10 protein-coding genes are annotated in these 13,145 nt (G+C 50.0%); all 10 read right to left on the bottom strand.

Annotated elements, in window-relative coordinates; genetic code table 11:
- Positions 1 to 408: IS3 family transposase (locus IX31_RS21855; protein ID WP_051880811.1), on the bottom strand; the 408-nt coding region annotated here is incomplete at its 3' end.
- Between the two features lie 87 nt (positions 409 to 495).
- Positions 496 to 4,719: a DNA-directed RNA polymerase subunit beta' gene (gene rpoC, locus IX31_RS21860; RefSeq protein ID WP_034461799.1), complete on the bottom strand. Its 4,224-nt coding sequence runs from the start codon at positions 4,717 to 4,719 to the stop codon at positions 496 to 498.
- Between the two features lie 85 nt (positions 4,720 to 4,804).
- Positions 4,805 to 8,833, bottom strand: a complete 4,029-nt coding sequence (rpoB, locus tag IX31_RS21865) for a DNA-directed RNA polymerase subunit beta (protein ID WP_034461800.1) — start codon at positions 8,831 to 8,833, stop codon at positions 4,805 to 4,807.
- Between the two features lie 325 nt (positions 8,834 to 9,158).
- Positions 9,159 to 9,524: a 50S ribosomal protein L7/L12 gene (gene rplL, locus IX31_RS21870; RefSeq protein WP_034461801.1), complete on the bottom strand. Its 366-nt coding sequence runs from the start codon at positions 9,522 to 9,524 to the stop codon at positions 9,159 to 9,161.
- A 66-nt stretch (positions 9,525 to 9,590) separates the two neighbouring features.
- On the bottom strand, positions 9,591 to 10,088 hold the full coding sequence (gene rplJ / locus IX31_RS21875; RefSeq protein ID WP_034461803.1) for a 50S ribosomal protein L10: 498 nt from the start codon (positions 10,086 to 10,088) through the stop codon (positions 9,591 to 9,593).
- Between the two features lie 296 nt (positions 10,089 to 10,384).
- Complete coding sequence (gene rplA / locus IX31_RS21880; RefSeq protein ID WP_034461804.1) at positions 10,385 to 11,089, bottom strand: 50S ribosomal protein L1; 705 nt, start codon at positions 11,087 to 11,089, stop codon at positions 10,385 to 10,387.
- 3 nt (positions 11,090 to 11,092) lie between these two features.
- The gene (gene rplK / locus IX31_RS21885; RefSeq protein WP_034461805.1) at positions 11,093 to 11,521 is read right to left on the bottom strand and encodes a 50S ribosomal protein L11; all 429 of its coding nucleotides are present in this window, start codon (positions 11,519 to 11,521) and stop codon (positions 11,093 to 11,095) included.
- A 159-nt stretch (positions 11,522 to 11,680) separates the two neighbouring features.
- Positions 11,681 to 12,226 carry a transcription termination/antitermination protein NusG gene (nusG, locus tag IX31_RS21890; RefSeq protein WP_034461806.1) on the bottom strand — a complete coding sequence of 182 codons (546 nt, stop codon included), beginning with the start codon at positions 12,224 to 12,226 and terminating at the stop codon, positions 11,681 to 11,683.
- 1 nt (position 12,227) lies between these two features.
- On the bottom strand, positions 12,228 to 12,611 hold the full coding sequence (gene secE, locus IX31_RS21895) for a preprotein translocase subunit SecE (RefSeq protein WP_034461807.1): 384 nt from the start codon (positions 12,609 to 12,611) through the stop codon (positions 12,228 to 12,230).
- A 234-nt stretch (positions 12,612 to 12,845) separates the two neighbouring features.
- A partial coding sequence (locus IX31_RS21900) for an EF-Tu C-terminal domain-related protein (RefSeq protein WP_034461808.1) occupies positions 12,846 to 13,145 on the bottom strand: 300 nt, incomplete at its 5' end.

The following is a 13,145-nucleotide window of genomic DNA, read 5'->3' on the forward strand; positions in this document are numbered from 1 at the left end:
CGGGTTAAGGGGCTTTTGGGGCTTGTTGACGTATTTATTTCCAGGGGTATCCGGCATCGTTTTTTTCCTGCGGCGGTTATCTGTCAGGGCTTGCAGACCGCCTTCATCATACAGTCGTTCCCACTCACAAACCGTGGAAAAGGCAGGAATAGAGAATGTTGCACAAACTTCGCGAACAGACAGTCGATGCTCACGCATATACAGGATGACGGACTCTTTAAAGACAGGAGAGTAGGTGAAGCGTCGTGTGGTTAGCCCGGCTTCGCCATGAAGCTTCCAGACGGCAGACCACTTACGAACGGCACTGTGATCGATACCAAAACGCTTTGCTGTCGCTTTGTACCCTTCCAGACCGGAAAGATAGTGCTTCACAACCTGAAGTTTGAAGCTAAGAGAATATTTGCTCATAAAAAACTGCACCTTACTCGGTTGGGTGTCCAACTTTTTGGGTGCAGTTCACTTTCGAGCGGTTTTTGTTTTTAGCGTATCGGACGATTACTCGTCGTTACCACCCAGATTACCTGCATTCAACAGCTCTGCCAGGCTGGCAGTAGCGTCTGCTGCAGTCACCTGAGGTACAACTGGCGCTTCGCCCGCTGCACGACGGCGCATACGATCCTGGTGGTACGCATAACCGGTACCAGCTGGGATCAGACGACCCACGATAACGTTCTCTTTCAGGCCGCGCAGTTCGTCACGTTTACCCGCAACAGCTGCTTCGGTAAGCACACGAGTTGTCTCCTGGAACGATGCCGCGGAGATGAAGGACTCGGTTGCCAGAGAGGCTTTGGTGATACCCAACAGATCACGTGAGAAGGACACGTTAATCTTGCCGTTCGCTTCCAGTTCGCGGTTAGCGATCTTGACGCGAGAGTATTCAGCCTGCTCACCTTCCAGGAAGTCAGAACTACCAGCGTTAACGATGGTTGCTTTACGCAACATCTGACGCACGATGACTTCGATGTGTTTATCGTTAATCTTAACGCCTTGCAGACGGTAAACGTCCTGCACTTCGTTGGTGATGTAACGAGTCACAGCATATACGCCACGCAGACGCAGAATGTCATGCGGAGATTCTGGACCATCGGAAACAACGTCACCGCGTTCTACAACTTCGCCTTCGAACACGTTCAGCTGACGCCACTTAGGAATCATCTCTTCGTAAGCATCGCTGCCGTCGAGTGGAGAGATTACCAGACGGCGTTTGCCTTTGGTTTCTTTACCGAACGAGATGATCCCGCTGATTTCAGCAAGGATAGCTGGCTCTTTCGGACGACGCGCTTCGAACAGATCCGCAACGCGTGGCAAACCACCGGTGATGTCCTTGGTACCACTTGATTCCTGAGGAATACGCGCCAGCGCGTCACCAGAGTGAATCTGAGTACCATCTTCCAACTGAACAATTGCTTTGCCTGGCAGGAAGTACTGAGCTGGCATATCTGTACCAGGAATCAGAACGTCGTTGCCTTGAGCATCAACAATTTTCAGTGCTGGACGCAGATCTTTACCACCCGCGGTACGTTCTGCAGAATCCAGAACAACCAGAGATGACAGACCTGTCAGTTCGTCAGTTTGACGAGTAATGGTCTGACCGTCGATCATGTCAGTAAAGCGGATGAAACCACTTACTTCAGAAACGACTGGCATTGTGTGCGGATCCCAGTTTGCTACGGTTTCGCCCGCTGCAATCTGCTCGCCATCACCTTTAGCCATTACCGCACCGTAAGGAACTTTATAGCTCTCTTTAGTACGACCGAATTCGTCAATCAATTTCAGTTCAGTGTTACGAGAAGTCACTACCAGTTTACCGGCAGAGTTCACAACCGACTTCGCGTTGCTGAGCTTGATGCTACCTTTGTTCTTAACCTGAATGCTGGATTCAGCAGCAGAACGAGATGCCGCACCACCGATGTGGAACGTACGCATCGTCAGCTGAGTACCTGGTTCACCGATGGACTGTGCCGCGATAACCCCGATAGCTTCACCTTTGTTGATGATGTGACCACGTGCCAGGTCGCGACCATAGCAGTGTGCACAAACACCAAAGTCAGTTTCGCAACCTACAACGGAACGGACTTTAACGCTGTCAACAGAGTTAAGTTCTAACACGTCACACCACTGTTCATCGATCAGGGTGTTACGAGTTACCAGGATGTCTGCAGTACCCGGCTTGATCACATCTTCAGCTGTTACACGGCCCAGAACGCGATCGCGCAGTGGCTCTTTAACATCGCCGCCTTCGATAACCGGAGTCATCGTGATACCTTCGAGGGTGCCACAATCGTCTTCGGTCACTACCAGATCCTGTGCAACGTCAACCAGACGACGCGTCAGATAACCGGAGTTCGCAGTTTTCAGTGCGGTATCCGCCAAGCCTTTACGAGCACCGTGCGTGGAGATGAAGTACTGGAGTACGTTCAGACCTTCACGGAAGTTCGCGGTAATTGGCGTTTCGATGATGGAGCCATCTGGCTTAGCCATCAGACCACGCATACCAGCCAACTGACGAATCTGTGCTGCAGAACCACGAGCACCTGAGTCGGCCATCATGTAAATGCTGTTGAAGGACACTTGCTGCTCTTCGACGCCGTCACGGTTAATAACGGATTCAGTTTGCAGGTTGTCCATCATCGCTTTAGATACACGATCGTTCGCCGCAGCCCAGATATCGATTACTTTGTTATAGCGTTCGCCTGCTGTTACCAGACCAGACTGGAACTGTTCCTGAATTTCAGCAACTTCAGCTTCCGCTTCAGAGATGATTTCAGTTTTCTTCGCAGGGATGACCATGTCATCAATACCAACAGATACACCTGAACGCGCTGCATAAGCAAAGCCGGTATACATCGTTTGGTCAGCAAAGATTACTGTAGGCTTCAGGCCCAGAATACGGTAACAAGTGTTCAGCATTTTGGAGATTGCTTTCTTACCCAACGCCTGGTTGACGATGGAGTAAGGCAGACCCTTCGGTACAATCATCCAAAGAATCGCACGACCAACGGTGGTGTCGATTAAGCTGGTTTTCGCAACGAACTCTTCGTTCTCGCCTTTTTCATATTCAGTGATACGCACTTTTACACGCGCATGCAGAGAGGCCAGACCTGCGCGATAGATACGCTCAGCTTCTTTAGGGCCAGTCAGCACCATGCCTTCGCCTTTGGCGTTAACACAGTCACGGGTCATGTAGTACAGACCCAATACAACGTCCTGAGAAGGAACGATGATTGGCTCGCCGTTCGCTGGTGACAGGATGTTGTTGGTAGACATCATCAGCGCACGCGCTTCCAACTGAGCTTCAAGCGTCAGTGGAACGTGTACTGCCATCTGGTCACCATCGAAGTCGGCGTTATATGCCGCACAAACCAGCGGGTGCAGCTGGATAGCTTTACCTTCGATCAGTACAGGTTCAAATGCCTGGATACCCAAACGGTGCAGAGTTGGTGCACGGTTCAGCAGTACCGGGTGTTCGCGGATAACTTCGTCCAGGATATCCCAAACGACTGCTTCTTCGCGCTCAACCATTTTCTTCGCAGCTTTAATGGTGGTAGCAAGACCACGCAGTTCCAGCTTGCCGTAGATGAACGGTTTGAACAGCTCCAGTGCCATTTTCTTAGGCAGACCGCACTGATGCAGACGCAGGTATGGACCTACGGTGATTACAGAACGACCGGAGTAGTCAACACGTTTACCCAACAAGTTCTGACGGAAACGACCCTGCTTACCTTTGATCATATCGGCCAAAGATTTCAGAGGACGCTTGTTAGAACCGGTGATCGCACGACCGCGACGGCCGTTATCCAGCAGGGCATCAACCGCTTCCTGCAACATACGTTTTTCGTTACGTACGATGATGTCAGGAGCAGCCAGATCCAGCAGACGTTTCAGACGGTTGTTACGGTTGATAACGCGACGATACAGATCGTTCAGATCTGAAGTTGCGAAACGACCACCATCCAGCGGAACTAATGGACGCAGGTCTGGCGGCAGAACCGGCAGAACTGTCAGGATCATCCACTCTGGTTTGTTACCAGATTGAACGAACGCTTCCAGCAGTTTGATACGCTTGGTCAGCTTTTTACGTTTGGTTTCGGAGTTGGTTTCATTCAGCTCTTCACGCAGAGTTTCACACTCTTGCTCCAGATCCATGTTTTTCAACAAGGCCTGAATAGCTTCCGCACCCATCTTCGCGTCGAATTCGTCACCGAACTCTTCCAGCGCATCCAGATACTGCTCTTCAGTCAGGATCTGACGACGCTCGAGGTTGGTCATACCGCCTTCGATAACCACATATGATTCGAAGTAAAGTACACGTTCGATATCACGCAGTGGCATATCCAGCAGCAAGCCGATACGAGACGGCAGTGACTTCAGGAACCAAATGTGTGCAGTTGGGGAAGCCAGCTCGATGTGACCCATGCGCTCACGGCGCACTTTAGTTTGGGTTACTTCAACGCCGCACTTCTCACAAATTACACCACGGTGTTTCAGGCGCTTGTACTTACCGCACAGGCACTCATAGTCTTTTACTGGCCCAAAAATACGAGCACAGAACAGACCGTCACGTTCTGGTTTGAACGTACGATAGTTAATGGTTTCCGGCTTTTTAACTTCGCCGAACGACCATGAACGGATCATGTCTGGCGATGCCAGAGCAATTTTGATCGCATCAAACTCTTCGGTCTTAGTTTGCGCTTTCAGAAACTTAAGTAAGTCTTTCACGGATTAGCTCCCGTCGGAGTGAGACTTCTCAGAGACGTCCGGTGTGACCCGGACATCCTGTAACCAGTACAGCAAATGCGAGTAATTACTCGTCTTCCAGCTCGATGTTGATACCCAGCGAACGGATTTCTTTCAACAATACGTTGAAGGATTCCGGCATGCCTGGTTCCATCTGATGGTTACCATCCACGATGTTTTTATACATCTTGGTACGGCCATTAACGTCATCAGACTTAACAGTCAGCATTTCCTGCAAGGTATAAGCAGCACCGTATGCTTCCAGTGCCCACACTTCCATCTCACCGAAGCGCTGACCACCGAACTGAGCTTTACCACCCAGCGGCTGCTGAGTAACAAGGCTGTAAGAACCGGTAGAACGCGCATGCATTTTGTCATCAACCAAGTGGTTCAGTTTCAGCATGTACATGTAACCTACGGTTACTGGACGCTCAAACTGTTCACCGCTACGGCCATCAAACAGTGTGATCTGACCGGAAGTCGGCAGGCCACCCAGTTGCAACAGCTCTTTGATTTCCGACTCTTTTGCACCGTCGAATACCGGAGTAGCAATCGGCATACCTTTTTTCAGGTTCTCAGCAAGACGCAGAACTTCATCATCGGTGAAGGTGTTCAGGTCAACTTTCTGACGAACATCTGAACCCAGATCATATGCTTTCTGAATAAATTCGCGCAGCTTGGAAACCTCTTCCTGCTTCTTCAGCATGGCGTTGATTTTCTCGCCGATGCCTTTAGCAGCCATACCCAAGTGGGTTTCCAGAATCTGACCGATGTTCATACGAGATGGTACGCCCAGCGGGTTCAGTACGATGTCTACCGGCGTGCCGTTTTCATCGTAAGGCATATCTTCGATCGGGTTGATCTTGGAGATAACACCTTTGTTCCCGTGACGACCTGCCATCTTGTCACCAGGTTGGATCTGACGTTTAACGGCCAGATACACTTTCACGATTTTCAGCACGCCAGGTGCCAGGTCATCGCCCTGAGTGATTTTGCGGCGCTTAGCTTCAAGTTTCTTCTCAAACTCGTGCTTCAGCTCGTCGTACTGCTCTGCCAGCTGTTCCAGCTGGTTTTGCTTCTCTTCGTCAGTCAGACCCAGTTCCAACCAGCGATCGCGTGGCAATTTGTCGAGCTTCTCAGCTTCAACACCGCCTGCAACCAGCACAGCATGGATACGAGCAAACAGACCAGCTTCAAAGATTTGCAGTTCTTCAGTCAGGTCTTTCTTCGCCTGCTTCAGCTGCATCTCTTCGATTTCCAGCGCGCGCTTGTCTTTTTCCACGCCATCGCGGGTAAAGACTTGCACATCGATAACGGTACCGGAAACGCCGTTTGGTACGCGCAGAGAAGAGTCTTTAACGTCAGACGCTTTCTCACCGAAGATTGCACGCAGCAGTTTCTCTTCTGGAGTCAGCTGGGTTTCACCTTTAGGCGTTACCTTACCAACCAGAATGTCACCACCGGTCACTTCAGCACCGATATAAACGATACCGGATTCATCCAGTTTGGAGAGAGCTGCTTCACCCACGTTAGGGATATCTGCAGTGATCTCTTCAGGCCCAAGCTTAGTGTCACGAGACACACATGCCAGTTCCTGGATGTGAATAGTTGTGAAACGATCTTCCTGAACAACACGCTCGGATACGAGGATGGAGTCTTCGAAGTTGTAACCGTTCCACGGCATGAACGCTACGCGCATGTTCTGGCCAAGAGCCAGTTCACCGAGGTCAGTAGACGGACCGTCTGCCAACACATCGCCACGTTCAACTGGCTCACCCAGAGACACACAAGGCATCTGGTTGATACAGGTGTTCTGGTTAGAACGGGTGTATTTGGTCAGGTTGTAGATGTCGATACCAGCTTCACCAGCCAGCATTTCGTCTTCGTTAACTTTGATAACGATACGAGACGCATCAACGTACTGAACAGTACCGCCACGTTTAGCAACAGCAGTAACACCGGAGTCAACGGCAACAGCACGTTCCATACCTGTACCAACCAGCGGCTTATCAGCACGCAGAGTTGGAACGGCCTGACGTTGCATGTTCGCACCCATCAATGCACGGTTGGCGTCATCGTGTTCCAGGAACGGGATCAGGGACGCACCGACGGAAACTACCTGTTGGGTAGAAACGTCCATGTAGTCAACCTGGTCGTTGCTGAACAAGCTGGATTCGCCTTTGCTACGGCAAGTTACCAGGTCGTCTACGAAACGGCCTTCTTCGTCCAGGTTGGTGTTCGCCTGAGCGATAACGTAGTTACCTTCTTCAATAGCAGAAAGGTAATGAATCTCGTCAGTTACAACACCTTCAACAACGCGACGATACGGAGTTTCTAAGAAACCGTATTCGTTAGTCTGTGCATACACAGACAGGGAGTTGATCAGACCGATGTTTGGACCTTCAGGGGTTTCGATTGGACATACACGACCGTAGTGGGTTGGGTGTACGTCACGTACTTCGAAGCCTGCACGCTCACGGGTCAAACCACCCGGGCCAAGTGCGGAGATACGACGTTTGTGCGTAATCTCAGACAACGGGTTGTTCTGGTCCATAAACTGAGACAGCTGGCTGGAACCGAAGAACTCTTTAACCGCAGCAGAGATAGGCTTGGCGTTGATCATATCCTGAGGCATCAGGGTATCGAGGTCGCCTAAAGACAGACGCTCTTTAACCGCACGCTCAACACGTACCAGGCCTACGCGGAATTGGTTTTCCGCCATTTCGCCTACGGAACGGATACGACGGTTGCCGAGGTGGTCGATATCATCCACTTCGCCCTGGCCGTTACGGATACCGATCAGCTTGCGCATAACTTCGATGATGTCGTCTTTGCTCAGGATACCTGAACCTTCGATCTCATCACGCAGCAGGGAACGGTTGAACTTCATACGACCAACCGCTGACAAGTCATAACGGTCTTCGGAGAAGAACAGGTTCTCGAACAGGTTTTCAGCTGCTTCACGAGTTGGTGGCTCGCCAGGACGCATCATGCGATAGATTTCAACCAGTGCGCTCAAGCGATCGTTGGTTGGATCGACACGGATGGTCTCAGAAATGTATGCACCGTGATCCAGGTCGTTGGTAAACAGCGTTTCGATACGCTTATGACCACACTGGCTCAGTTTAGCTAACAGATCCAAAGACAGTTCCATGTTCGCCGGGCAAATCAGTTCGCCAGTCGATGCATCAACGTAGTCTTTAGCCGCGACTTTACCAGCAATGTATTCAACCGGAACTTCGATAAGCTTGATATCGTCTTTTTCCAGCTGACGAATATGGCGCGCGGTAATACGGCGGCCTTTTTCGACATAGATCTTGCCGTCAGCTTCGATGTCAAAGGATGCAGTCTCACCACGAAGGCGTTCTGGCACCAATTCCATCTGCAGCTTGTTGTCGCGGATTTCGAAATTAACTTTCTCAAAGAACAGATCAAGAATCTGCTCAGTGGTGAACTGTAACGCACGCAGAATAATGGTCGCTGGTAATTTGCGGCGACGGTCAATACGTACGAACAAGTTGTCTTTCGGGTCGAATTCGAAATCCAGCCAGGAACCACGGTAAGGGATGATACGTGCGTTATACAGCACCTTCCCGGAAGAGTGGGTTTTACCTTTGTCACTATCAAAGAACACACCTGGGCTACGGTGTAACTGAGAAACAATAACGCGCTCAGTACCGTTAATAACGAAGGTGCCGTTATCTGTCATGAGTGGAATTTCACCCATGTAAACTTCTTGTTCTTTAATATCTTTAACGGTGCCTTCCGGCGCTTCACGCTCGTAGATCACCAGACGCAGTTTCACGCGCAGGGGAGCGGAATACGTCACGCCACGGATCTGACATTCTTTAACGTCAAATACCGGCTCACCCAGACGATAGCTCACATATTGCAGCTCGGAGTTACCGCTGTAGCTTGCAATAGGGAACACGGAACGGAAAGCTGCTTCCAGACCGTACTGGCCTTCAGGATCTTGCTCGATAAACTTCTGGAACGAGTCAAGCTGGATAGAAAGGAGATAAGGAATGTCCAAAACTTGTGGACGTTTTCCAAAATCCTTACGAATACGTTTTTTCTCGGTATAGGAGTAAACCATTAGGGTTCCTCAGCTCGCTGACAAGTCGACCCATCTGCCCGACAAGGGGACAGTTTGTGCAACACTATTTTGTGGACCGGAAAGTGGAACACTCTCCGCAATACCTGTTTCTATCACTCTTAAACCATTTCGCCACGCTTTACCCCGGAACTCCCGGTGTAGAAAGTCGTAGTATATTAAGGCGTAGATAGAGACAAACATTGAAAGGAAACCAGCAGTCAAACAGTGTGAAACGCTACTGGTACCCTACAGCGCAAAAAGGCTGGTGACTAAAAAGTCACCAGCCATCAGCCTAATTTCTCAGGCTGCAACCGGAAAGGTTGGCTTATTTAACTTCAACTTCAGCGCCAGCTTCTTCCAGAGATTTTTTCAGAGCTTCTGCGTCATCTTTGCTCACGCCTTCTTTCAGCGCAGCTGGAGCGGATTCAACCAGGTCTTTAGCTTCTTTCAAGCCCAGGCCAGTTGCGCTACGAACTGCTTTGATAACGGCAACTTTGTTAGCGCCAGCAGCTTTCAGAATAACGTCGAACTCAGTTTTCTCTTCTACAGCTTCAGCAGCAGCAGCAGGGCCTGCAACAGCAGCAGCAGCGGAAACACCGAATTTTTCTTCCATTGCAGAGATCAGCTCAACAATGTCCATTACAGACATAGCGGATACTGCTTCAATGATTTGATCTTTAGTGATAGACATAGCAATTGTTCCTGAAAATCAGAATAAGTTTATACGTAAGCAAATGCGTGAGAAAGGAAAGCGCAATTAAGCTGCTTCTTTCTGATCGCGTACAGCAGCCAGAGTGCGAACCAATTTGCCTGCAGAGGCTTCTTTCATGGTTGCCATCAGGCGTGCGATTGCTTCTTCGTAAGTTGGCAGAGTTGCCAGGCGATCGATCTGGGCCGCCGGGATCAGCTCACCTTCAAAGGCTGCAGCTTTAACCTCGAATTTTGCATTCGCTTTAGCGAACTCTTTGAACAGACGAGCAGCAGCGCCCGGGTGTTCCATAGAATATGCAATCAAGGTTGGACCAACAAACGTGTCTTTCAGGCACTCAAACTGAGTACCTTCAACAACGCGGCGCAGCAAGGTGTTACGAACAACACGCATGTAAACGCCAGCTTCACGACCTGCTTTACGCAGTTCAGTCATTTTACCTACGGTCACGCCACGGGAATCCGCAACAACCGCAGACAGCGCACCTTTGGCTACTTCGCTGACTTCAGCAACAATCGCTTGTTTGTCTTGAAGATTTAAAGCCATTAGCTTTGCTCCTGGATATTAGCCGGGGTTTCCCCCGGAACTCACTTCATTCATTACCAAAACGATAATGAACGTCGACATACGGTGAGCAGAAACAAGCCAAAGACTATCAAAAATATTCTTCAGGTTCTGTCACCGTCTACGCAGGGAATTAAGTCTCTTGCGAAACTCCTGCGGTCTTGGACGGAGGCCTGGATAAGGCCAGGCTCCAACCGAAAATTCTTTATGCCTTACATTTGTAAGGCAACGGGCGTAGGATTTTAGACCAATCTAACGCCCGCGTAAAGCAGTGAATCTTAGTTCACTACTGCGCTCAGACCAGATTGGTCGACCGCAACACCTGCACCCATAGTGGTAGACAGGCTAACTTTCTTAATGAAAACGCCTTTAGCTTGAGATGGTTTAGCTTTTTTCAGCGCAACCAGCAGAGCTTCCAGGTTTTCTTTCAGTTTGTCAGTGTCAAAATCCACTTTACCGATGGTGGTGTGAATGATGCCGTTTTTGTCGTTACGGTAACGAACCTGACCAGCTTTAGCGTTCTTAACCGCTTCAGCAACGTTAGGAGTTACAGTACCAACTTTCGGGTTAGGCATCAGGCCACGTGGACCCAGCACCTGGCCCAGTTGGCCAACAACGCGCATTGCATCTGGAGATGCGATAACAACGTCAAAGTTCATTTCGCCTTTTTTGATCTGGTCAGCCAGATCTTCCATACCTACCAGCTCAGCGCCAGCAGCTTTAGCTGCTTCAGCGTTAGGGCCTTGGGCAAATACGGCTACGCGAACTGAACGGCCAGTACCGTGCGGCAGTACAGTTGCACCACGTACGTTCTGGTCAGATTTACGAGCGTCGATGCCGAGGTTTACAGCAACGTCAACGCTTTCTACGAATTTCGCAGTGGCCAGCTCTTTGAGCAAAGCAACGGCTTCGTTGATGTCATACTGTTTAGTTGCATCAACTTTGTCACGGATCACGCGCATGCGCTTGGTCAGTTTAGCCATTTCTTAATCCTCCACTACCAGGCCCATGGAACGAGCAGTACCTTCGATGGAGCGAATCATCGCTTCAACGTCAGAACCAGTCATGTCCGCAGCTTTGGTTTCTGCGATTTCACGCACCTGAGCACGGGTCACTTTACCCACTTTGTCTTTGTTCGGCTTACCGGAACCAGACTTGATACCTGCAGCTTTCTTCAACAGAACAGCAGCTGGTGGAGTTTTAGTAACGAAAGTGAAAGAACGGTCAGCGTAAACGGTAATAACAACCGGAATTGGCAGACCTTTCTCCATGGATTCAGTTTTGGCGTTGAACGCTTTACAGAATTCCATGATGTTAACACCTTGCTGACCCAGAGCTGGACCAACTGGTGGACTTGGGTTCGCCATACCAGCTGCAACTTGCAACTTGACGTAGGCTTGTACTTTCTTAGCCATCTTAATTTCCTCTAGTGGGTTATAGCGCCTTAAACAATGAAGGCTCCCCGTGAATAATTCGTTCTACGCACACAAGATGCGTAAAAACAAAAGGCGCGAAATTGTATTCCAATCTCGCGCCTTGTGCAACGAATAATCGCTGCTTTTACAACCTAATTATTAGGCTTTCTCTACCTGAGCAAAATCAAGCTCAACCGGCGTAGCACGACCGAAGATAGACACAGAAACCTTCAGGCGGCTCTTTTCGTAATCTACTTCTTCAACTACACCGTTAAAGTCAGCAAATGGACCATCGCTGACACGTACCATCTCGCCTGGCTCAAACAGCGTTTTAGGACGCGGCTTATCACCAACCTGCTGCAGGCGGTTCATAATTGCATCAACTTCTTTGTCGCTGATTGGAGCAGGACGGTCAGAAGTACCGCCGATGAAACCCATCACACGCGGAACGCTACGCACTAAGTGCCAGCTCGCGTCATTCATAACCATCTGGACCAGAACATAGCCCGGGAAGAATTTACGTTCGCTTTTGCGACGTTGGCCACCACGGATTTCGACCACTTCTTCGGTCGGTACCATGACTTCACCAAACAACTCTTCCATGTTGTGCAATTTGATATGCTCACGCAGCGATGTTGCTACGCGGCCTTCAAAACCGGAAAACGCCTGAACGACGTACCAGCGCATTTTAGGGGCTTCAGACATCTCAGAACCTCAGGCCAGTAATAAAAGAAACCAGGCGGACGAGAATACCATCCAGCCCCCACAGAATCAGTGACATTACAGCTGTAACTGCTGCCACGATTAAGGTGGTGTGTAAAGTCTCCTGGCGAGTTGGCCAAATCACTTTACGAACTTCGGTTCTCGCTTCGCGGGCGAAAGCAACAGTTGCTTTGCCTTTGGTCGTTAACAGCGCGACACCACCCGCTGCAGCAATCAGAACAACCACTGCCAGGGCACGCAGAGGCAGAGATACATCACGATAAATGTAGTTGCCCACGATCGCCACAATCAGCAGAGCAGCAACTGCCAGCCACTTCATCGCTTCCAGGCCGCGCCCGCTTCCTTGAGCTTCGGTATTCGCACTCATAAACCAACCCGTCACAATAATTCAGACAAACATTTTTGCCCCGCATACGCGAGGCAAAACCAGACCGAATGGCTCTTTTCAGGCACTATTCGGTATAACGCCATCTTCAGAGCCTGTCTCAGCAATGATTATGAGTAAAAAATCACTGATGAGCCAGGTTCTGGACAGAGAGCGTGCAAAAAGGGCATCAAATGATGCCCTTTTCTTGCGCGTTGCGTCAAATGTTATCAGCGATTAAGCGATAACTTTAGCAACAACGCCCGCGCCTACAGTACGGCCGCCTTCACGGATTGCGAAACGCAGACCGTCGTCCATCGCGATTGGGTGGATCAGGGTAACAACCATTTTGATGTTGTCGCCCGGCATTACCATCTCAACGCCTTCTGGCAGTTCGATGGTGCCAGTCACGTCAGTTGTACGGAAGTAGAACTGTGGACGGTAGCCTTTGAAGAACGGAGTATGACGGCCGCCTTCGTCTTTGGACAGGATATAAACTTCAGACTMGAACTGAGTGTGCGGCTTGATAGAACCTGG

The sequence above is a fragment of the Buttiauxella noackiae genome, assembly GCF_000737905.1.
Lineage (GTDB): Bacteria > Pseudomonadota > Gammaproteobacteria > Enterobacterales > Enterobacteriaceae > Buttiauxella > Buttiauxella noackiae.

Bases quoted from the DNA above. Each gene is read 5' to 3' on its own strand.
- rpoB (WP_034461800.1), bottom strand. From the start codon at position 8,833: ATGGTTTACTCCTATACCGAGAAAAAACGTATTCGTAAGGATTTTGGA.
- rplL (WP_034461801.1), bottom strand. From the start codon at position 9,524: ATGTCTATCACTAAAGATCAAATCATTGAAGCAGTATCCGCTATGTCT.
- rplJ (WP_034461803.1), bottom strand. From the start codon at position 10,088: ATGGCTTTAAATCTTCAAGACAAACAAGCGATTGTTGCTGAAGTCAGC.
- rplA (WP_034461804.1), bottom strand. From the start codon at position 11,089: ATGGCTAAACTGACCAAGCGCATGCGCGTGATCCGTGACAAAGTTGAT.
- rplK (WP_034461805.1), bottom strand. From the start codon at position 11,521: ATGGCTAAGAAAGTACAAGCCTACGTCAAGTTGCAAGTTGCAGCTGGT.
- nusG (WP_034461806.1), bottom strand. From the start codon at position 12,226: ATGTCTGAAGCCCCTAAAATGCGCTGGTACGTCGTTCAGGCGTTTTCC.
- secE (WP_034461807.1), bottom strand. From the start codon at position 12,611: ATGAGTGCGAATACCGAAGCTCAAGGAAGCGGGCGCGGCCTGGAAGCG.